Origin of the sequence: Streptomyces sp. NPDC059788 (assembly GCF_042732265.1) — a bacterium.
Lineage (GTDB): Bacteria > Actinomycetota > Actinomycetes > Streptomycetales > Streptomycetaceae > Streptomyces.
Map to the genome: position 1 here is coordinate 18,410 of NZ_JBHWHY010000029.1, position 21,294 is coordinate 39,703.

Annotated in this window: 18 protein-coding genes; 16 read left to right on the forward strand and 2 right to left on the reverse strand. The window is 74.5% G+C overall.

What is annotated here, in order from left to right:
* The first annotated feature begins 398 nt into the window (after positions 1-398).
* The 8 genes from ACFV57_RS24810 (at position 399) to ACFV57_RS24845 (ending at position 8,443) form a co-directional block, all read left to right on the forward strand.
* Positions 399-890 carry a helix-turn-helix domain-containing protein gene (locus ACFV57_RS24810; RefSeq protein ID WP_385236294.1) on the forward strand — a complete coding sequence of 164 codons (492 nt, stop codon included), beginning with the start codon at positions 399-401 and terminating at the stop codon, positions 888-890.
* Positions 891-993: 103 nt separating this feature from the next.
* Positions 994-1,911: an SCO3242 family prenyltransferase gene (locus ACFV57_RS24815; RefSeq protein ID WP_385236297.1), complete on the forward strand. Its 918-nt coding sequence runs from the start codon at positions 994-996 to the stop codon at positions 1,909-1,911.
* Positions 1,908-2,657, forward strand: coding sequence for an EboA domain-containing protein (locus tag ACFV57_RS24820; RefSeq protein WP_385236300.1), 750 nt, complete (start codon positions 1,908-1,910; stop codon positions 2,655-2,657). The genes ACFV57_RS24815 and ACFV57_RS24820 overlap by 4 nt, the downstream gene beginning before the upstream one ends.
* Positions 2,658-2,662: 5 nt before the next feature.
* On the forward strand, positions 2,663-3,523 hold the full coding sequence (locus ACFV57_RS24825) for a TatD family hydrolase (protein WP_385236303.1): 861 nt from the start codon (positions 2,663-2,665) through the stop codon (positions 3,521-3,523).
* A gap of 6 nt (positions 3,524-3,529) precedes the next feature.
* On the forward strand, positions 3,530-4,705 hold the full coding sequence (gene eboE, locus ACFV57_RS24830; RefSeq protein ID WP_385236306.1) for a metabolite traffic protein EboE: 1,176 nt from the start codon (positions 3,530-3,532) through the stop codon (positions 4,703-4,705).
* Positions 4,702-6,147, forward strand: coding sequence for an alkaline phosphatase family protein (locus ACFV57_RS24835; protein WP_385236309.1), 1,446 nt, complete (start codon positions 4,702-4,704; stop codon positions 6,145-6,147). The genes eboE and ACFV57_RS24835 overlap by 4 nt, the downstream gene beginning before the upstream one ends.
* Complete coding sequence (gene trpC, locus ACFV57_RS24840) at positions 6,144-6,947, forward strand: indole-3-glycerol phosphate synthase TrpC (RefSeq protein WP_385236312.1); 804 nt, start codon at positions 6,144-6,146, stop codon at positions 6,945-6,947. The genes ACFV57_RS24835 and trpC overlap by 4 nt, the downstream gene beginning before the upstream one ends.
* Before the next feature lie 47 nt (positions 6,948-6,994).
* On the forward strand, positions 6,995-8,443 hold the full coding sequence (locus ACFV57_RS24845) for a PLP-dependent aminotransferase family protein (protein ID WP_385236314.1): 1,449 nt from the start codon (positions 6,995-6,997) through the stop codon (positions 8,441-8,443).
* 30 nt (positions 8,444-8,473) lie between these two features.
* Here ACFV57_RS24845 and ACFV57_RS24850 read toward each other — a convergent pair whose 3' ends face one another.
* Positions 8,474-9,862: a class II 3-deoxy-7-phosphoheptulonate synthase gene (locus tag ACFV57_RS24850; RefSeq protein WP_385236317.1), complete on the reverse strand. Its 1,389-nt coding sequence runs from the start codon at positions 9,860-9,862 to the stop codon at positions 8,474-8,476.
* A 207-nt stretch (positions 9,863-10,069) separates the two neighbouring features.
* Here ACFV57_RS24850 and ACFV57_RS24855 point away from each other — a divergent pair, with 207 nt between their 5' ends.
* The 3 genes from ACFV57_RS24855 to trpD are packed head-to-tail and all read left to right on the forward strand — an operon-like array spanning position 10,070 to position 13,304.
* Positions 10,070-11,584, forward strand: a complete 1,515-nt coding sequence (locus tag ACFV57_RS24855) for an anthranilate synthase component I family protein (RefSeq protein WP_385236320.1) — start codon at positions 10,070-10,072, stop codon at positions 11,582-11,584.
* A complete protein-coding gene (locus ACFV57_RS24860) occupies positions 11,581-12,252 on the forward strand; it encodes an anthranilate synthase component II (protein WP_385236323.1) in 672 nt (223 codons plus the stop codon). Before ACFV57_RS24855 ends, ACFV57_RS24860 begins: the two co-directional genes overlap by 4 nt.
* The gene (gene trpD / locus ACFV57_RS24865) at positions 12,249-13,304 is read left to right on the forward strand and encodes an anthranilate phosphoribosyltransferase (protein ID WP_385236326.1); all 1,056 of its coding nucleotides are present in this window, start codon (positions 12,249-12,251) and stop codon (positions 13,302-13,304) included. The genes ACFV57_RS24860 and trpD overlap by 4 nt, the downstream gene beginning before the upstream one ends.
* Positions 13,305-13,428: 124 nt before the next feature.
* On the opposite strand, the gene ACFV57_RS24870 is transcribed toward trpD, so the two are convergent.
* Positions 13,429-14,550: an isoaspartyl peptidase/L-asparaginase family protein gene (locus tag ACFV57_RS24870; RefSeq protein WP_385236329.1), complete on the reverse strand. Its 1,122-nt coding sequence runs from the start codon at positions 14,548-14,550 to the stop codon at positions 13,429-13,431.
* Positions 14,551-15,122: 572 nt separating this feature from the next.
* On the opposite strand from ACFV57_RS24870, the gene ACFV57_RS24875 reads away from it, so the two are divergent.
* From ACFV57_RS24875 to ACFV57_RS24895, 5 genes are all read left to right on the forward strand, one after another.
* Complete coding sequence (locus tag ACFV57_RS24875; RefSeq protein ID WP_385236332.1) at positions 15,123-17,105, forward strand: BTAD domain-containing putative transcriptional regulator; 1,983 nt, start codon at positions 15,123-15,125, stop codon at positions 17,103-17,105.
* Between the two features lie 132 nt (positions 17,106-17,237).
* Positions 17,238-17,711 (forward strand): phospholipase, encoded by a 474-nt coding sequence (locus ACFV57_RS24880; protein WP_385236335.1) that lies wholly within the window; start codon positions 17,238-17,240, stop codon positions 17,709-17,711.
* Positions 17,712-17,794: 83 nt separating this feature from the next.
* Positions 17,795-18,826 carry a winged helix-turn-helix domain-containing protein gene (locus tag ACFV57_RS24885; protein WP_385236338.1) on the forward strand — a complete coding sequence of 344 codons (1,032 nt, stop codon included), beginning with the start codon at positions 17,795-17,797 and terminating at the stop codon, positions 18,824-18,826.
* A 286-nt stretch (positions 18,827-19,112) separates the two neighbouring features.
* Positions 19,113-20,897 carry a fatty acyl-AMP ligase gene (locus tag ACFV57_RS24890; protein WP_385236341.1) on the forward strand — a complete coding sequence of 595 codons (1,785 nt, stop codon included), beginning with the start codon at positions 19,113-19,115 and terminating at the stop codon, positions 20,895-20,897.
* A gap of 87 nt (positions 20,898-20,984) precedes the next feature.
* On the forward strand, positions 20,985-21,254 hold the full coding sequence (locus ACFV57_RS24895; RefSeq protein WP_385236344.1) for an acyl carrier protein: 270 nt from the start codon (positions 20,985-20,987) through the stop codon (positions 21,252-21,254).
* Positions 21,255-21,294 lie beyond the last annotated feature (40 nt).

Genomic DNA, 21,294 nt, shown 5'->3' on the forward strand with positions numbered 1-21,294 from the left:
GGCGGTTCGTGGATTGTCCGGCCGTACGGGACGGTGCCGGTGCGGCGCCCGGCCCGCTGCTGGACCGGCGGGGCGACGTGACGCTAACCGCGCCGCCGAGGGAGCGTCAAGCAACACAAGTCACGCCAATCCCGGCGTCCACCAGGGGAATTCGGCGGCTGACGCGGACATCGGCATCGTCTTTAAGGCCTGGCTTAACGACCGCCCGTGACGGCCTGAGCTGGGTCTTTCGGGGGTCCCTGAACCATCGTTTCCGGTGGCGGCGCACCCGCCGGTGACGGGTGCGCGCCGCGAAACGCCGTGCGCGCCACGGTGGTTGACGTGCTCATGGGCAGCGGCCACCCTACGCCGGACAACGCGCCGAATCCCGGCGCCATCACCGTATTGCGGGAGACACGATGATCCAGCGGGCGGAATGCACTCTGGCCGACAAGATCAATCATTTGTTCTCGGTCGTCCGTGCGGAGGACGGCTCGGAGTACCGCAACGAACACGTCGCCGCCGCCATCAGAGAGACGGGCGTGCGGATCTCGCAGAGCTACATCTGGCAGCTGCGCCGCAGCGGCAACGCCAACCCGACCCTCAGGCACCTCCAGGCGCTGGCCGACTTCTTCGGCGTGCCCGCCGCCTACTTCCTGGACGACGCGGTCGCCCGGCGGGTCGGCCAGGAGCTGGCCGCGCTGGCGGCGGAGCGCGCCCGGCTGCGGGAGGAAGCCGGCAGCGGCGACGTACGGCTGATGGCGTTACGCGCCGGCGAGCTGTCGAGCGAGGGCCGCAGACGGGTGCTGGAACTGCTCGACCTCGTCCACCGGATGGAACGGGCGGAACGCGAGACGCGCCAGGAGTGCGGGACGAGCCAGGAGCGCGGGCGGCCGGACGGCGGGCGTTAGCGGCCGTATATCCGCGCGATGCGCCGCCCATAGCCGCGGGTTCCATGATCCGGAGGTGACGGCGGGCGGCTGCCGTCCCCGGTTCCCGAAGGAGGTCGTCCGCGTGCGTCAGGTTCCCCTCACCGGCCCGCGTGCGGCGGGCTGGAAGGCGCTGGCCGAACTGGTGCGGGCGCCCGCGGCGCTGACCGTGCCGGGCGACGTGATCGCCGGTGCCGCGGCGGCGGGCCGCCGGCCGGACCCGGCCGTCGCCGCGCTCGCCGTCGGCTCGGCCGGGCTGTACTGGGCCGGGATGGCCCTCAACGACTTCGCCGACCGGGAGACCGACGCGTACGAACGCTCGCACCGGCCGGTGCCCTCCGGCCGGATCAGCCCCGGAACCGCGCTGGCCGTCGCCGTGGTGTGCACCGCCGGCGGGCTCGCGGTGACCGCGGCGGCCGGCGGGCGGCGCTCCCTCGCCGCGGCCGTGCCGCTGGCCGGCCTGGTGTGGGCGTACGACCTGCGGCTGAAGTCCACGCCGTACGGCCCGGCGGCGATGGCCTGCGCCCGCGGACTCGACGTGCTCGTGGGCGCGACCGCCGCCCCGGGCGGGCGCGGCGTCCGTGCCGCGCTGCCCGCCGCCGGGGTGCTGACCGCGCACACCGCCGCGGTGACCCGGCTCAGCCGCAGCGAGGTCGAAGGGTCCCGCCCGGCCCTTCCCCTGACCACACTGGCCGCCTCGGCGGCCGTTGCGACGGCCGCGGCGATACCCCCGCGCCGCGGCCACGTCCGTACCGGCCGGCCGGCGCAGGCGAGCGCCGCCCTGGCCGGCTGGTACGGCGTCCGTTTCGGGACCGCCCTCCTGGCGGCGGCCCGCGACCCGGCCCCGGGCCGCCTCCAGGCGGCGGTGGCCGCGGGCATCCACGCCATGGTGCCGTTGCAGGCCGCGCTGACCGCGCGTACGGGAGCGGTGGGCCCGGCCGCGGCGCTGGCCGCCGTGCTGCCGCTCGCCCGGCGGCTGGGACGGCGGGTGTCGCCGACGTGAGCGGGACGTACGAGACGGCGGCGATGGCCGGACGGGCGGAGACGGGCCCGGGGGAGACCGGCCCGGCGGACACCGGCCCGGCCCCCGGAGACCTCCGTGCCGCGCTCGCCGCCTGTCTCGACCCGGCCGGTGCGGCCTGGCTGGCCGCGGCCGAGGCGCGGCTCGTCGCCGGCCCCGAGGCGCTGGACGGGCTGTTCCCCAGGGCCGCCCGGCACTGCGGTCACGGCCCGCTGCCCGGTGCCGAGGGGTGGACCGTCGCCGACGCCGCCCGCACCGTACTGCTGTTGGCCCTCCCGTACGGGGGCGGGGAACTCCTCGCCCGGCTCACCGCCTGCTACCAGCACGGCGACGCCGGTGAACGCCGCGCCGTCCTCAGGGCGCTGCCCCTGCTCGACGTCGGCGACGGCGGTGTGCCCCTGGTGGAGGACGCCCTGCGCACCCACGACGCCCGGCTGGTGGCGGCGGCCGTCGGCCCGTACGCGGCACACCGGCTCCCGCAGCACGAGTGGCGCCACGCCGTACTCAAGTGCCTGTCGGCCGGTGTGCCGCTGACGGCCGTGGCCGGGCTGGCGCGCCGCCACGACGCGGAGCTGGCCCGAATGCTGCGCGCCCTCGCCGACGAGTGCGACGCGGCGGGGCGGCCGGTGCCCGCGGGGGTGCGCCGCCTGGCCGGTCCGCGGCCCGCCGGGCCCCATCCGACGACCGCTTCGGCTACCTTCAACAGTGCGCCGTGCGACAGGAGTTGAATACGTTGCGGATATTCGACCCGCACATCCACATGACCTCCCGGACCACCGACGACTACCGCGCCATGCACGCGGCCGGGGTGCGCTGTGTGGTCGAGCCCGCCTTCTGGCTCGGCCAGCCCCGTACCTCCGTGGGCAGCTTCGTCGACTACTTCGACGGGCTGCTCGGCTGGGAGCCGTTCCGCGCCGCGCGGTTCGGCATCGCCCACCACTGCGCGATCGCGCTCAACCCGAAGGAGGCCAACGACCCGCGCTGCGCGGGCGTGCTGGACCTGCTGCCCCGCTACCTGGCGAAGGACGCGGTGGTGGCGGTCGGCGAGATCGGCTTCGACGCGATGACGGCGGCCGAGGAGAAGGCCTTCGCCCGGCAGCTGGAGCTGGCCGCCGCGGAGGGCCTGCCCGCGCTGGTGCACACCCCGCACCGGGACAAGGCCGCCGGGACCGCCGCGTCGCTGGAGCTGGTCGCCGCCTCCGGCATCGACCCCGGCCTGGTGGTCCTGGACCACCTGAACGAGCTGACCGTGGCGCAGGTCGCCGGCAGCGGCTGCTGGATGGGCTTCTCCCTCTACCCCGACACCAAGATGGACCCCGCCCGCATGGTCGCCGTCCTGCGCGAGTACGGGACCGAACGGATGCTGGTCAACTCCGCCGCCGACTGGGGCGACAGCGACCCGCTGCTGACGCGGGCCGCCGGGGAGGCGATGCTCGCCGCGGGGTTCACCGAGGACGACGTGGACCAAGTGCTCTGGCGCAACCCGGTGGCGTTCTACGGGCAGAGCGGGCGGCTGCGGACGGCACCGCCCGAAGGCGTACCGGACGGGCCCGCGCTCTACGAGGGCAACTCCGTGCAGCGCGGGCCCCGGTGACGGCCGATGCGCTTCCGGCACCCGGACGGCACGGTCGTCCACCTCGCGTACTGCACCAACGTCCACCCGGCCGGTGACCTCGCCGGCATCGTGGCCCAGCTGGACCGCTACGCCGTGCCCGTACGCGAGCGGCTGGCGGCCGACCGCCTCGGCCTCGGCCTGTGGCTCCCGCAGCCCGTCGCCACGGCGCTCGCCCAGGACCCGTCCGCGGTCACCGGGCTGCGTGCCGAACTGCACGCCCGCGGTCTGGAGGCCGTCACCCTCAACGGCTTCCCGTACCGCGACTTCCACGCACCCGTCGTCAAACGCGACGTGTACCTGCCCGACTGGTCGCACCCCGCCCGCCTCGACCACACCCTCGACCTCGCCGTGATCCTGTCCGGCCTGCTGCCCGACACCGCCGCCCGCGGCAGCGTCTCCACGCTGCCGCTCGGCTGGCGCACCTGGTGGACCCCGGAGCGGGCGGCGTCGGCCGCAGCCAGGCTCGACGAACTGGGCGCCTCCCTGGCCCGGCTCGCGCGCTCCCGCGGGCGGGCGGTCCGGGTGGGCTTCGAGCCCGAGCCCGGGTGCGTGGTGGAGCGCAGCGAGGAAGCGGTACGGCACCTCGCCGGACTGGACACCTCGGTGCTCGGCGTCTGCCTCGACACCTGCCACACGGCCGTCGCCTTCGAGGAGCCCGCGGAGGTGCTGGCCCGGTACGCGCGAGCCGGACTGCCCGTGGTCAAGGTGCAGGCGTCCAGCGCCCTGCACGCGCCGGACCCGGCCGACCCGGCGGCGGCCGAGGCCCTCGCGGCCTTCGCCGAACCGCGCTTCCTGCACCAGACCAGGGAAGCCGTGCCGGACGGCGTCCCGCTGGGCTGCGACGACCTCGACGAGGCCCTGCGTCCGGGCCGGCTGCCCGGCCGCGCGCCCTGGCGGGTGCACTTCCACGTACCGCTGCACGCCGAGCCCGCGCCGCCGCTGCGCAGCACCGCGCCGGTCCTCGACGCCGCGCTCGCGGAGCTGTTCGGCGGCGAGCGGGCCGCCGCCGACCACGTGGAGGTCGAGACGTACACCTGGTCCGTACTGCCCGAGGACCGGCGCCCGGACACTCCCGAGGCGCTGGCCGACGGCATCGCGGCCGAACTCGGCTGGGCCCGCCGCAGGCTGGTCCACCACGGCCTCAAGGAGCTGCCCGGATGAGCCGACGCACGCCCGTGGTGGTGCTGTGCACCGTCGGGGTCACCCCCCGGCTGCTGCCCCACATGCCGCATCTGCGGGCCATCGGGGAGGAGGGCTTCACCGCCGCGCTGGACCCCGTCTTCCCCGCCGTGACCTCCACCGTCCAGGCGACGCTGACCACCGGGCTCGCGCCGCGCGGCCACGGCGCCGTGGGCAACGGCTGGTACGCGCGCGACCGCGCCGAGGTGCAGTTCTGGGGACAGCACAACGGGCTGGTGTCCGGCGAGAAGGTGTGGCACGCGGCCCGCGCGCTGGCACCGGAGCACCGCACCGCCTACCTGTGCTGGTGGTACGCGATGGGCGCCGAGGTGGACACCGTCCTGACCCCGCGCCCGGTCTACCGCTACGACGGCCGCAAGGAGCCCGACTGCTACACCCGGCCCGCCGGGCTGCGCGACGCGCTCACCGGCGCGCTGGGCCCGTTCCCGCTGTTCCGCTACTGGGGCCCGGCCGCGGGCATCGCCTCCTCCCGGTGGGTGGCCTCCGCCGCCCGCCTCGTCATCGGCACCACCGACCCGGACCTGGCCTTCGTCTACATCCCGCACCTCGACTACGACCTCCAGCGCTACGGGCCCGACGGGCCGGAAGCCATCCGGGCGGCCCGGCAGGCGGACGCCGCGATCGGACCGCTGCTGCGCGAACTGCGCGACCGCGGCACGACCGTGCTGGCGCTGAGCGAGTACGGCATCACCGCGGCCCGCCGGCCCGTGGACATCAACCGGGCCCTGCGCCGGGAAGGGCTGCTGGGCGTCTTCGCCCAGCGCGGCATGGAGTACCTGGACCCGCACACCTCGCGGGCGTTCGCCGTCGCCGACCACCAGGCCGCCCACGTGTACGTACGGGACCCGGCCGACGTGCCGCGGGTGCGGGACGTGCTCGCCGGGCTGCCGGGCGTGGAGCGCGTGCTCGACCGCGACGGGCAGACGGGCCTCGGTATCGACCACGCGCGAAGCGGCGAACTGGTCGCCATTGCCGAGCCGGACGCGTGGTTCACGTACTACTACTGGCTGGACGACGACCGGGCACCGGACTTCGCACGTGGCGTGGAGATCCACCGCAAACCCGGTTACGACCCGGCCGAGCTGTTCTTCGACCCGGCCATCAGCCACGTGCGCGGCCGCGCCGCCCTGGCCGTACTGCGCAAGAAGATCGGGATGCGCGCCCCACTGGCCTACGTACCGCTCGACGCGACGCTGGTACGCGGCACCCACGGCCGCCTGCCCGACTCCGCGCAGGACGGGCCGGTACTGCTGTGTTCCGACCCCGCCGAGGAGCGCGGCCGTTACCGCGCCACGGAGGTCAAGGACCTGATCCTGCGGCTGTCCGGGCTCGTCCGGCGGCCGGGGCCGCACCCCCTTCCGAGCCGACCGACCCGCCAAGCCGCAGGGAGAGATGTGCCGTGAACGTGCTCGAAGAGATCATCGCCGGGGTCCGCGCGGACCTCGACGAGCGCCGCCGGGCGGTCCCCGTCGACGAGCTGCGGGAACGCGCCGCGGCGGCGCCGCCCGCGCTGGACGGCGTACGGGCGCTGCGCGGCGACGGGGGAGTGCGCGTGATCGCCGAGGTGAAGCGCGCCAGCCCCTCCAAGGGTGAGCTGGCCGCGATCGCCGATCCCGCCGCACTGGCCGCGGGCTACGCGGACGGCGGCGCGGCGGCGGTCAGCGTCCTGACCGAGGGCCGCCGGTTCGGCGGCTCCCTGGCGGACCTGGACGCCGTACGCGCCCGGGTCCGCGTCCCGGTGCTGCGCAAGGACTTCATCGTCACCGACTACCAGCTCTGGGAGGCGCGGGCGCACGGCGCGGACCTGGCGCTGCTGATCGTCGCCGCCCTGCCGCAGCCCCGGCTGGCCGAACTGGTCGCCGCCGCCGTGGAGATCGGGCTGACGCCGCTCGTGGAGGCGCACTCCGCGCCGGAGATCGCGCGCGCGGCGGACGCCGGCGCCGAAGTGATCGGCATCAACTGCCGGGACCTGCGCACCCTTGAGGTGGACCGCTCCCTGTTCGCCCGGCTCGCCCCGCACGTGCCCGGTCACGCCGTGCGGATCGCCGAGTCGGGCGTCCGCGGGCCCGCCGACGTCGCCGGGTACGCGGCGGCCGGGGCGGACGCGGTCCTGGTCGGCGAGGCGCTGGTGACCGGCGGGGACCCGCGCGCCGCGGTCCGCGCGCTGACGGCGGCGGGCCGGCCGGGAGCCGCCGCGCGGTGAACACCGGCCGCCCCGGCGGCCGTCCGGACTTTCGGGGGGAATCCGTCATGAGCTGGCAAGCATCCATCGAGATCTCCCGGGACTCCGGGGAGTCCCTCACCGCCCAGGTGCAGCGCACCATCAAGCGGGAGATCAGCGACGGGGTGCTGCACCCCGGCACCCGGCTGCCGTCCACCCGGCGGCTCGCCGACGACCTGGACGTCTCCCGCAGCGTGGTGGTCGAGGCGTACGGGCAACTGGTCGCCGAAGGCTACCTGGAGGCGGTGCAGGGCTCCGGGACCCGCGTGGTCCGGCACCTGTCGGCCGCCCCCGCGCCGGTCGTGCCCACGCTCCTGGACGAGGGGCAGGTGCCGTCGGTCCGCTGGGACCTGCGCAGCGGCACCGTCAACGTCGCGCACTTCCCGTACCGGGAGTGGCTCGGCTGCGGCCAGCGCGTCCTGCGGACCGTACGGCAGGGCGACCTGGGCTACCCGCCGCCGTCCGGCGTGCCCGCGATGCGGGAGGAGGTGGCCCGCTACCTGGGCCGGGTCCGGGGCGTGCGGGCCGCGCCCGGCCAGGTCATGGTCGTCTCCGGCTTCGCGCACGGGCTGGGCCTGCTGTGTGCCGCGCTGCCGTCCCTGGGCATGACCACGCTGGCCATGGAGGACCCCGGGCTGCCCCGGCAGCGGGCGTTCGTGCGGGAGGCGGGGATGCGGACGGTGCCCGTACCCGTCGACGAGGACGGTATCGACGTGCAGGCGCTGGCCCGCACCGGGGCCCGCGCGGTGTTCGTCACGCCCTTCCACCAGTTCCCCACCGGTGTCACCCTCTCCCCGGAACGCCGGGAGGCGCTGGTGCGCTGGGCACGGGACGTGGACGGCTACGTGATCGAGGACGACTACGACGGCGACTTCTGGTTCGACCGCCGGGCGCGCCCGCTGGCCCTGCAACGCCTCGCCCCCGAGCGCGTGGTGTACGCGGGCACATCCTCGAAGTCCCTGGTCCCCGCCCTGCGGCTGGGCTGGCTGGTGGTGCCGCGGGACCTGCAGCCGGTCCTGGAACGGCTGCGCTCGCAGCGCGACCTGGGCTCCGACTGCCTGACCCAGCTCACCTTCGCCGAACTGCTGCGCTCCGGCTCCTTCGACCGCCACCTGCGCCGCCTGCGGGCGCGCTACGCCACGCGCCGCAAGACGCTGGCCGACGCCGTACGGCAGTTCCTGCCCGAGGCCCGGCTCGACGGCCCGGCCGCCGGGCTGCACGCCTACGTACGGCTGCCCCGGCACACCGACGAAGCCGCGCTGGTGGCGGGCGCGCTGCGCCGGTCGGTCCTGGTACGCGGGGGCCGGGAGTTCTGCGCCCGGCCCGACGGCGCGCGGCCGGCCCTCGTCGTGGGCTACACCGCGCTCCACCGCTCCGGGCTGGCGGAGGCGCTGCGCGCGGTGGGCGCGGCCCACGCGGAGCTGCCGGGCGCGCGGCGGTACCCCGGGCCGGTGCGGGCGGCGGCCCGTTCGGCCTGAGCCCGGGGCGCCGCCCGGCCGCCGCCGGTCTCAGGTCCGGGCCGGGCCGCGGTCGCCGCGCGGGCGGTCGCGGTACATCTCGGCGAGGAGGAAGGCCAGGTCCAGGGACTGGGCGTGGTTCAGCCGGGGGTCGCAGGCGGTCTCGTAGCGGTGCGGCAGGTCCTCGGCGAGCACCGAGTTGCCGCCGCCGATGCATTCGGTCACGTCGTCCCCGGTCAGTTCGACGTGCACGCCGCCGGGGTGGGTGCCCAGCGCGTGGTGCACCTCGACGAAGCCCCGCACCTCGTCCAGGACCGTGTCGAACCGGCGGGTCTTGTGGCCGCTGGGCGCGGTGATCGTGTTGCCGTGCATGGGATCGCAGACCCAGCCCACCAGGGCGCCTTCGGCGACCACCTTCTCCACCAGCGTCGGCAGCACGTCGCGCACCCGGTCGGCGCCCGCGCGCACCACGAAGGTCAGCCGCCCCGGCTCCCGGCGCGGGTCCAGCCGGTCGAGGTAGCGCAGCACGGTGTCCGGGTCGGTGGCCGGGCCCAGCTTGACCGCGACCGGGTTGCGCACCCGCGAGAAGAACTCCACGTGCGCGCCGTCCAGGTCGCGCGTGCGCTCGCCGATCCACAGCAGGTGCCCGCTGGTGGCGTACGCCTGCCCGGTCCGCGCGTCGGTGCGGGTCAGCGCCGCCTCGTAGTCCAGCAGCAGCCCCTCGTGCGAGACGTAGAACTCGGCGGTGCCCAGCTCCTTGGTGTCGATCTCGCAGGCCTGCATGAACGCGAGGCTGTGCTCGATCGCGTCGGCCAGCTCCTCGTAGCGCTCGCCCGCCCGCGACCCGGCGACGAACCCCCGGTTCCAGGCGTGCACCTGGCGCAGGTCGGCGAAGCCGCCGGTGGTCAGGGCCCGTACGAGGTTGAGGGTCAGCGCCGACGACTCGTACATCCGCAGCATCCGCCCGGGGTCGGGGCGCCGTGCCCCGGCGGTGAATTCGAGGCCGTTGACCGCGTCGCCCCGGTACGAGGGCAGGGTCAGGCCGTCCCGCCGCTCGACCGGGCTGGACCGCGGCTTGGCGTACTGCCCGGCCATCCGCCCGACCTTGACCACCGGCACGGCGGCGGCGTACGTCAGGACCACCGCCATCTGCAGGAGCGTTCTGAGCTTGCCGCGCACCGACTCGGTGATGCCGGACGGGCCGAAGGTCTCGGCGCAGTCACCGCCCTGGAGCAGCAGCGCCTCGCCCCGCGCGACCTCCGCCAGCCGTTCGCGCAGCGCGTCGCACTCGGCGGCGAAGACCAGGGGCGGGGACGCGGCCAGCCGGCGCGTCACCGCGCCCAGCTCCGCCGGGTCGGGCCAGTCCGGCTGCTGCGCGGCGGGAAAGGACCGCCAGGAACCGGCGGGGGAGCCGGCCGTGTCGTGCGGATTACGCATCATCGCTGCCTTTCCGGGAACGGGACAACACCTCGCGTCACTCCATCCACGGGCACGGGCCGAAGCGCGGTCAAGCGAATCCGAAGTGGTCCGTACCGGTGCGCTCCGATTGGTCTGGTACGCCCGCCGCGCCCGCTGCTTTGCTGACCGCGGCCCAGCGCCAACGGCCCCGCGGACCGCCGACGGGGCCGCGTCCACGAGGAGTTCACCATGCCGGGAACGACGCCGATCGGTGTGCGGGTCACCGCTGCCGGCCTGCCCCGCCACGACCCGCTCGACCTGTACACCCGCCTGCGGCACACCCTGACGGCGGCGGACGTCTACCTCTTCGAGAGCCTGGCCGGAGCCGACGCGGACCGCCGCTCCGCCGTCGTCGGATTCGGCCGGCTGGCCGCGATCCGCGTCCACGAGCGGCACATCGACATCGACGCCGACGGCGTGCCGGGCCTCGGGCCCGCGCTCGCCGCGACCGCCCGCGAACTGGGGCTGCGCAGGGACCCGGCGGGGCCCCGCGGCGGCCTGCGGCTGCGCCACAGCGAGCCAGGGCAGGTCTGGGCGCTGCTCACGGCGGCACAGCGGCTGTTCGCCCTGGACACCGCGGTGCCGGCGGACGCGTACGCCTTCGGGTTCCTGGCCGCGCTCGCCTACGAGTCCGCCTGGCACATGGAGACGCTGCCCGCCCGTACGAAGGCGCCCCGCGGGCCGGACATCACACTGACCCTCTTCCGGGACACCGTGTGGTACGACCACGCCACCGGCGAGGTGCGCCACCTGCGGGCCGAAGGGGACGGCTGGCCGGACGCGGCCGTGACGGCGGCGGACGTGGCCGCGGCGGCGCACGAGGCCGCACGGGAGCCGGGCGGCGGGCCGCTGCCCGAGGCGCCCGCCCCGCTGTCCGTACGCGACAGCGTCGACCGCGCCACGTTCCTGGACTGGGCGGACCGGTGCCTGGAGCACATCCGGGTCGGTGACATCTACCAGATCCAGATCGGCCACCGCATCGACGTGCGGACCGCCCTGACACCCGTCGAGGTCTACCGGCGGCTGCGTGGCCGCAACCCCTCGCCGTACATGTACCTGATGCCGCGCGAGGGCAGCACCCTGATCGGCGCCAGCCCGGAGCTGTTCTTCCGGATCGAGGGCGACGAGATCGTGATGCGCCCCATCGCCGGCACCGCGCGGCGCGGCCCGGACGCCGAGGAGAACCGGCGGCGCGTCAAGGAGATGCGGGAGAGCACCAAGGAACGCGCCGAGCACATCATGCTCGTGGACCTGTGCCGCAACGACGTGGGCCGGGTGAGCCGGCCCAGCACCCAGCCGGTGGAGCGGCTGATGGCCGTGGAGAGCTACTCGCACGTCTTCCACCTGGTCTCCTCGGTCACCGGACGGCTCGAACCGGGCGTGGGCCCCTGGCAGGCGGTACGCGCCACCTTCCCCGCCGGGACCATGACCGGCGCGCCCAAGGTGCGCGCCATGGAGATCATCGACGGGCTGGAGCACGAACCGCGCGGCGCCTACGCGGGCGCGGTGGGCCTGGTGGACGTCCGCGGCTGGAGCGAACTGGCGCTGTGCATCCGCACGATCGAGTACGACGGGAGCACCTACGCGACCCAGAGCTCGGCGGGCATGGTCGCGCAGTCCGACCCGCAGGCGGAATGGCGCGAGACGCTGGCGAAGATGGGGGCCGCCTACTGGGCGCTCACCGGTGAGGAGCTGACGGCATGACCGGAACGCGGACCGCGGCGGGCACCGGGGGAGCGGGCGGGGCGCGGAGCTTCGCCGGCACCCGGGTCGTCCTGATCGACGCGTACGACAGCTTCGTCCACATCATCGACCAGTACCTGCGCACCCTCGGCGCGCACACCCAGGTCGTACGGTCCCTGACCCGCACCCCCGGCGAACTGGCCGCGCTGGAGCCCGACGCGCTGGTGCTCGGGCCGGGGCCCGGCCACCCGGCGGAGTCCGGCCACGTGGAGCTGGTGCGGCACTTCGCCGGACGGGTGCCGCTGCTCGGCGTCTGCCTGGGCCACCAGGCCGTGGCGCTGGCGTACGGCGGCCGGATCGAGGTGGCGGAGCAGGTGATGCACGGGCGGACCAGCACGGTGCGGCACGACGGGGCCGGCATCTTCCAGGGCCTGGGCCACACGCTGGAGGCGACCCGCTACCACTCGCTGATCGTCGCCGAACCGCTGCCGGACGAACTGGTGGTGACCGCCGCCGACACCGACCACGGGTACGTGATGGGGCTGCGGCACCGCACCCTGCCCGTGGAAGGGGTGCAGTTCCACCCGGAGAGCATCATGACGAACGGCGGCCTGGAGATGATGGCCAACTTCCTGACCACGGCCGCCGGTCACGGGGTGCCCGCCACCACCGCGGGCGGCACCCGGTGACCGCCGGGCGCCCGGACCCCACCTGGCCCGCCCTGCTGAACGCGCTGCTGGAACGCCGGGACCTGACCGAGGCGGACACCGCCTGGGCCATGGGGCAGGTGATGACGGGCGACGCCGGACCGGCCCGGCTCGCCGCGCTGCTCGTGGCCCTGCGCGCCAAGGGGGAGACGGCCGAGGAGATCGCCGGGCTGGCCGGTGCCCTGGCCGCGCACGGGGTGCCCCTGCGCGTGCCGGGGCCCGCGCTGGACATCGTCGGCACCGGCGGCGACGGCTCGGACAGCGTCAACATCTCCACGATGTCGGCGGTGGTCGCGGCCGGCGCCGGGGCCCGGGTGGTCAAGCACGGCAACCGCTCGGCCTCCTCCGCCTGCGGGTCGGCCGACGTACTGGAGGAACTGGGCGTCGCCCTGGAACTCGCGCCCGAAGCCGTCGCGGAGGTGGCCGAGGAGACCGGCATCACCTTCTGCTTCGCCCCGCTGTTCCACCCGGCGATGCGGCACGCGGCCGGGCCCCGCCGCGAACTCGGCATCCGTACCGTCTTCAACTCCCTGGGCCCGCTGGCCAACCCGGCGCGCCCCGCGGCCCAGGCGGTCGGCGTCGCGGACCCGCGGACGGCCCCGCTGCTGGCCCGGGTGCTGGCCCGCCGGGGCGTGTCGGCGCTGGTCTTCCGGGGCGACGACGGCATGGACGAGCTGACCGTGACCACCACGTCCACGGTCTGGTCGGTGCACGGCCACGAGGTCCGGGAAGAGGTCTTCGACCCGCGGGACCTCGGGATGTCCTACGCGCCCGCCGAGGCCCTGCGCGGCGGCGGCCGGGCGCACAACGCCCGGGTGGCACGTGAGGTGTTCGCCGGGGCGACGGGGCCCGTACGGGACGCGGTCCTGCTGTCGGCCGCGGCCGGCCTGGCGGCGCTGCGGCCTTCGGACCGTCCGGTCGCGGAGCGGCTGGCGGACGGTGTGGCGCGGGCGGCCGAGGCGGTGGACTCCGGCGCGGCGGCCGGGGTCCTGGAGCGGTGGGCGGCGGTCACCGCCAAGCGCGCGGGGCGGTGACGACGGCGGTGTGGTGAGGGCGGTGCGGTGACTGCCGTGGACGGGCGGTCACCGCACCGGTACGGCAGACGGGCGGGGCCCGGACGCGGTCGTCCGGGCCCCTGCCGTCGTCTGCCGCCGTCGCTCACTGGTCGGGCGGCGACTCGTCGGAGAAGATCCGTGTGTGGATCTTGCCGTCTGCCGTGAGGTAGCCGTCCAGCATGCCGTCGCTGCTGTGCGGGGCGTCGTAGACGCCCTGGGCGTTCAGCGCGATCACGCCGCCGTCGCCGCCGAGTTTCGGCAGCCGCTTCACCAGGACCTCGTACGCGGCGCCGGGCAGGTCCTTGCCGCCGAACTCGATCAGGTCGGAGATCGTGGCGGTGGCGGCGCCCCGCAGGAAGACCTCGCCCGCTCCGGTGGCGCTGGCCGCGACGGTGCTGTTCTTGGCGTAGGTGCCCGCGCCGACGACGGGCGAGTCGCCGACCCGGCCGACCATCTTGTTGGCCAGGCCGCCGCTGGACGTGGCCGCCGCGAGGTTGCGGTCGTGGTCGACGGCGACCGCGCCGACGGTGCCCTGGGTGAGCTTGTCGTCCTTGCCGCCGCCCTTCTTGCCCTTGGCGCCGCGCCCCTTGGCCATGAGCAGCTCCTGCCACCTGGCCTCGGTCCAGTAGTAGTCCTGGGTGACGGTGGGCAGGCCGCCGCGGGCCGCGAAGTCGTCGGCGCCCTCGCCGGCCAGCAGCACGTGCCTGGTCTTCTCCATGACCAGCCGGGCCGCGGAGACCGGGTTACGGACGTTGCGTACGCCCGCCACGGCCCCCGCCGCCAGGTCGGAGCCGCGCATGATCGACGCGTCCAGCTCGTGGCCCGCGTCCTCGTTGAACACCGCGCCCTTGCCCGCGTTGAACATCTCGTTGTCTTCCAGCGTGCGGACGGCGGCCTCGACCGCCGCCACGCTGCTGCCGCCCTTGTCCAGGACTTTCTGCCCGGCGCGCAGCGCGTCCGCCAGCCCGTCGCGGAGCACCTTCTCCAGGCCGGGCGGCGCGTCCTCGCGCTTCAGCGCGCCGCCCGCGCCGCCGTGCACCGCCAGCACCACGTGCTGGGCGTCCGGGCGCGCGGTGCCCTTCGCGGCGGCGGCGTGCCGGGCGCTGCCCGCGGCCACCGCGTCGCCGCCGGAGGCGCCCGTGGCGGGCAGTGCCGTCAGGACGCCGGCCAGGACCGCGGCGCCGGCGCCCGCGGAAAGCAGTCGTATCCCCGAAACCTTTCGCACAATGTCTCCCGAATTTGTCCCGAACAAAAGCCGAATGCCGGCGCGTCGGTGACCGGTGGGGTAAGAAGCCGGTCGCACGCTATCGCACGGGTACGGCGGCGGGGGCGCCGGAAAGCGGCGGCATAATCCGTCGATAAGCGCGGGTTAACGGAATGGTGATTTCCGCATTCGACTGTACCTTTCACATACCGCGCGGTACGTGAAGGGTTTCTCACAGGTCGGCGGGCCGGGACGGGTTCGGGGCCGTGGGCAACCGGTCAGTAGTCGAGATGGTCGGTTGTATCACTTCAACTTGTGGACTATGGTCCGCAGTTGCATCACTTTTAACTGGGATGAAAGGACCGACGTCCGGGTTTCCCAGCAGAGTTGAGGCCGGCCGGCGGGGACGCCGCCGTTCCGGGACCCGCTCCGACGAGAGCATACGCGCGGAAAGCCGCGCGCCAACACAACAACGGGGGTGAGGAGGCGGCGCCGGCCTGCGAGGGCACGCGCCGCCGGACGACGCAGTGTTGGTCACCAGTGCACGTGGACCGTTCTCGCTGATGCGCAACTCGACGGAGGATCGTCAGTCAATGGCACCCGCACCGCTTGGCAACGACAGGGCGCACGACCACACCGGACCGGCGGGGGAGTGCGCTTCGCCCACCGGACTGGAATTCAGGCTGCTGGGGCCGCTGGAGGTCCGCGCCGGCGGGCAGGCGCTGCGTATCCAGGGCGTACGCCAGCGGGCGGTCCTGGCGCGGCTGCTGCTGGCCCAGGGCCGGGTCGTCTCGGTCGACTCGCTGGTGACCGAGGTCTGGGACGGCCGCCCCCCGAACACCGGCCGCACCCAGGTCTCGATCTGCGTGGCCGCGCTGCGCAAACTCTTCCGCTCCGCCGGCTATACGGACGACGTGATCCGCACTGTCTCGCCCGGCTATCAGCTCGCGCTCGACGGGCACCGGCTGGACACCGTCGAATTCGCACGCGGCGCCGAGCGCGGATACGCCCTGGCGCGCGAGGGCCGCAGGGCCGAGGCGGTGCAGGCGCTCCAGCAAGGGCTGGGATTATGGCGGGGACCGGCGCTGGGCGGCGTGGCCGCGCAGTTCGCCGAGTCGGAGGCGGTGCGGCTCGCGGAGCAGCGGCTGCTGGCAACCGAACAGCTGATGTCGCTGAGACTGGAACTGGGTGAACACCGGTCGCTGATAGGTGAGTTGACCGCTCTGGTACACGCCAGCCCACTGCGGGAGCAGCTGCGGACCGTCCTCATGATCGCCCAGTACCGGGCAGGACAGCGGGCCGAGGCCCTGCGTACGTACCGTGAGGCGCGCAAGCTGTCGATCGAGGAACTGGGCCTGGAACCGGGCGCCGAACTCCAGGCCGCCCACGACTCCATCCTCAACAACACCGCGCCCGTCCTGCCCGCCGAGGAGCCCCGCGACGGCCGCCCCAGGGGCGGCCGGGCGCCGTCCCAGCTGCTGCCCTCCAGCGTCGCCTTCGTCGGCCGCACCGCCGAGCTGCGCACCCTCGACACCCTGCTGACCGGCGGACCCGCCCGGCACGGCTCGGTGGTCAGCTTCATCAGCGGCGCCCCAGGCAGCGGCAAGACCGCCCTCGCGACGCACTGGGGCAGCCAGATGCTCCAGTACTTCCCGGACGGCCAGCTGTTCGTGAACCTGCGCGAGGCCGAGCGGGACCGCCCCGGACAGGCGGCCGGCGTCGTCCTGCGCCGGTTCCTGCGCGCCCTCGGCGTGCCCGCCGAGCTGATGCCCGACGACCCCGCCGAGTGCGGCGCCCTCTACCGCAGCATCCTCTGCGAGCGCCGCACCCTGGTCATCCTCGACGACGCCACCTCCTTCCAGCAGGTCGAACCGCTCCTGCCGGGCGGCGGGCACACCTGCGTCCTGATCACCGGACTCGACCAGTTCATGGACAACCGCGGCGCCCCCGGCGTCCAGCTCGGGCCGCTCGGCCACGACGAGTCGGTGGCGCTGCTCGCCTCGGTGGTCGGCCGCGACCGCGTCGCCGCCGAGCCCGGCGCCGTGGACGAACTGGTCGAACGGTGCGGACGGCTGCCGCTGGCCCTGCGCGCGGCCGGCGCCCGGCTGGCCGGCAAGCCCCACTGGTACGTCAAGGACCTGGTCACCCGGCTGTCCGACGGCGCCCGCCGGCTCGACATCCTCAGCCACGGCGAGCACTCCCTGCGGGCCTGCTTCGACCAGGCCGTGGCGGGACTGCCGCCGCACCTCGCACACGCCTACGGGGCGCTCAGCGCGCTGCCGGACGGGCCGTTCGGCGTACCGGCCGCGGCGCAGGTGCTCCGGGTGGGCCAGGCCGAGGCCGAAGACCTGCTGGAGCGGCTCGTCGACCTCAACCTGCTGGCGACCGGCTCGCGGGTCCGGCGCGGCTCGCTGCTGTACCGCTACCGCGGCCTGCTGCGGCTGCACGCCGCCGAGCTGCACGCCGCGGAGGCCTCGCTGGAGCAGGCCACGCTGCGGTTCACCAGACGGCTGAGACAAGGCGGCGGCAGAACCGCCACCAGCCTTTTCGAGGAGCGCTGTTCCTCGGAGCAGTGAGCGCGAAAGTGCGCGCATGGGCATCCGATAAAGCGTCCATAGCCGGCCTCCGGAGACTGTGGGCATCCCCGCACGGCGTGTGCGGGGCGGGCGGTTCCCCGGTGCGGGAGCCAGAGAATTCGGAGGCAGCCGATGGCGCGCACAAGGAGAGCGGTGATGGTGGCGGCCGGGGTCGCGGCGATCGTCGCCGTGGGTACGGCCACGCCCGCACAGGCGGCGCCCGCGGACAAGATGAAAGTTCTCGCGAATTTCACCCAGACCAGCGCGGCCAGTTACGACGCGTGGAACGCCGCGCGCAGCCATCAGGGGGACTGGGCCGCGTACGGTTTCGACTGGTCCACCGACTACTGCACCTCCTCGCCGGACAACCCGTACGGCTACCCGTTCAAGATGTCCTGTGCCCGCCATGACTTCGGCTACCGCAACTACCGTGCGGCGGGCCAGTTCCCCGCGAACAAGGCACGGCTGGACAACGCCTTCTACGAGGACCTCAAGCGGGTCTGCGCGAAGTACAGCGGCGAGGACCGCACCGAGTGCAACAGCCTCGCCAAGGTCTACTACGAAGCGGTCAAGGTGCTCGGTCTGAAGCGGGCAGCCGCGGCCTGAACCGCCGCACCACGCACATTTCTCTGCCGGGAGCGCCGTGTGCACGGCCGCGGCGTTCCCGGTGAACGGGGGAGGAACACCACGTGTTGAGAATTCATTTCACGGCGCAGGACCTGGCCCGCACCCGGCTGAGCCCCACGCTCGGGCCGGTCGCCGAGACCGTGTTCGCGCTCGGGCTGCTGGACGGCGCGAGCAACGCCCTGCACCAGCGCTGGCGGCACCGGCTCAGCCGGCACCTGCGCCGGCGGACCCCGCTGACCGGCCTGCTGGCCACCCGGTCGCACGCCGTACGGGCACCGGACGACCTGCTGTGCCTGGTGGACCGGTCGCCCGGCGCGGACGACGGGGCGCTGCGGGCGCTCGGCATCGACCGTCAGGAGGTGCTCGACGGCGTCCTGGAGGTGTGGCGGTCGGCGGTCGCGCCGTACTGGGGCAGGATGCTCAACCACCTGGAGGCCGAGTGCACCACCCGCGGCCGGATCACCATGACCGGCGGCGTGGACCGGCTGCTCGCGACGCTGCACTCGCGCGTCTCCTGGAACTCCCCGGTGCTGGAACTGCCCGGCCCCGACCAGGAGGTACGGCTGCGCGGCCGCGGGCTGCTGCTGGTGCCCTCCTTCTTCCTGGCGCACCGCCCCGGCGTACTGATCGGCGCGGAGCCGGACACCGGCCAGGCCGCGCTGGTCTTCGCCGTGCCCCCCAGCTCACCGCAGGCGGAGCGGCTGTGGGACGAGCCGGTCAACACGGTGCAGGCGCTCGGCGCGCTGGTCGGGCGGACCCGGGCCGCCGCGCTGCGCGCGCTGACCGCCTCCCGCACCACCACGGAACTCGCCCAGAAACTCGGCATATCCTCCGCCGGCGCCAGCCAGCACGCGGCGATCCTGCGGGAATCCGGGCTCATCACCACGCACCGGAACCGCAATACCGTGGTGCACACGGTGACGCCGCTGGGAATGGCGCTGCTCGGTATGGAACAGGACGCGGCGGACGACGCGCCGCGGCACGGGACGGCCGGCGCCCGGACCCCTATGGCGACGGGTACGGAAACCCGTATGGCGGCCGGCGTCGAAGGGCGTGCGGCGACGGGTGCGGAAAGCCGTATGACGGCCGCGTGAACACCGCCCGGCGGGCCGGGACTTTTCTTTCCGTGACTTTGCCGGACAACGGGCGCCGCGACTTCGCGGAAGCTGTTTCAGCCCTGCCTTGAAAACGGAAGTCCGGGCCGTCGTACGGCCTTTTGCGGGCCTGTCGCGCGGCGGTTCGGCGGTGACTTAATGTCCTTGACGGCCGCTTCGCGGCGCGGATAGCTTCACGACGCCCAGCCGGTCCGGCGGCCGTCGGATGCCTTTCGAGAAGACGGCCGGCCCATTTCCGTTCGGAGAAACGAGGAATTGACGGGTCATGTTGGATGCCACGCGTTATTCCAGTGCGACGGAAATCCTGCGGCAGTGGGCCGTGGCCCGGCCCGGCCAGGACGCGCTGATCTGGGTACGCGATCCCGAAAGCCGGGACGCGGTCCACCTCACCTACCGGGAACTGGACGAAAAGGCCCGCGGTATCGCGGTGCGGCTCGCCGGGGAACACCCCCGGGGCTCGCGGATACTGCTGCTCTATCCGCCCGCCGAATTCATCGTCGCCTTCCTCGGCTGCCTCTACGCCGGCATGGTCGGCGTACCGGCGCCGCTGCCGGGCCGCTTCCCGCACGAGCGCCGCCGCGTCCGCGCGGTGGCCGCCGACTCGCAGGCCGCGGCCGTCCTGACGGACACCGCGCACCTGGACGCCGTACGGGAGTGGGCCGCCGCGGAGGAACTGGCCGGTCTGCCGGTGGCGGCGACCGGCACCGCGGCGGACGGCGACCCGGACGCGTGGCGGTCCCCCGGGTCCGGACCGTCGGACCTGGCCCTGCTCCAGTACACCTCCGGCTCCACCGGCACGCCCAAGGGCGTGATGATCACCCACCGGAACCTGCTGGTCAACGCGGCGACCCTGTGCCGGACCCTGGAGGTCCCCGACGGCGCCCGGTTCGGCGGCTGGGCCCCGCAGTACCACGACATGGGCCTGATGGCGCAGACCCTGCCCGCGCTGTTCCTCGGCAGCACCTGCGTCCTGATGGACCCGACGGCCTTCCTCAAGCGGCCGCACCACTGGCTGAAGATGATCGACGCGTACGACGTGCAGTGGTCCGCCGCCCCCAACTTCGGCTACGACTACTGCTCCCGCAAGGTCACCGACGAGCAGCTGGCCGGCCTGGACCTCTCGCGCTGGCGCTACGCGGTCAACGGCTCCGAGCCCGTGCAGACGGGCACGATGACGGAGTTCGCCAAGCGGTTCGCCGCCGCCGGGTTCCGCCGCGAGGCGGCCTCCCCGTGCTACGGCCTCGCCGAGTCCACCGTGTTCGTCTCCGGCGCCCCGCCCCGCGAGCCGGTCGTCACGGCGGTCGCCGCCGACGCCCTGGCCACCCATGACTTCACCCCCGCCCCCGCCGCCGGGGACAGCCGCGAGCTGCCGAGCAACGGCTTCGCGCACGGCTACGACGTGGCCGTGGTCGACCCCGCCACCCGGGAACGGGTGGCGCCCGGCCGGGTCGGCGAGCTGTGGCTGCGCGGCCCCAACGTCGCCCAGGGCTACTGGCGCAACGAGGAGGCCACCGAGGCCACCTTCCGCGCGTGCACCGCCGACGGCGACGGGGGCTACCTGCGCACCGGGGACCTGGGCACCGTGCACGACGGCGAGATCTATGTGACCGGCCGCCTCAAGGACATGATGATCTTCCGGGGCCGCAACCTCCACCCGCAGGACATCGAGCACGAGCTGCGCGTGCGCCACCCCGAACTGGGCACGGTCGGCGCGGTGTTCGCCGCGACCGCGGCCACCGAGGACGCCTCGGACGTCGAGGAGGTCCTGGTCGTCACCCACGAGGTACGGGCGGGCCTCGCGCCGGACGCGCTCCAAGCGCTGGCGGCCCGCGTCAAGCAGTCGGTCGCGCAGGACTTCGGCGTCGTACCGGCCGCCGTGTGCCTGCTGCGGCGCGGCGGGGTGCGCCGCACCACCAGCGGCAAGATCGAGCGCTCCGCCATGCGCGAGCTGTTCGGCAACGGCGAGCTGGACGCCACGTACGCCGTCGTCGACCCGCGCATCGCCACGGCCATGGCCACCACCGCCCCGGCCGCCGCACCGCGGAACTGACCGGCCCCGACCGACCCGGGCCGGCCCCGGCCGACCCGACCGACCCGGAACGACTCCTGACCGACACCGCCGACCGGAGGTCCCGCCATGACCCGACACGCCCTGCCCGCCGAGGAGATCCGGCAGTGGCTGGCCGAACGGCTCGCCGCCCACCTGGGCCGGGAGAGCCACGAGATCCGGCACGACGCCCTGATGGCCGAGTACGGAGTGGACTCGCTGCACGCGGTGGCGCTGGTCACCGAGGTGGAGGACCGCTGGGGGCTGACCCTGGACGCCGCGGTGGCGTGGGAGCACCCCACCGTCGCCCGGTTCGCGGACTTCCTCGCGGCCGAGCTCTCCGTCGGCGCGGCCGGCTGACGCACCACCAGACGAGAAACCGAGAGAGGGCGGGTTGAGC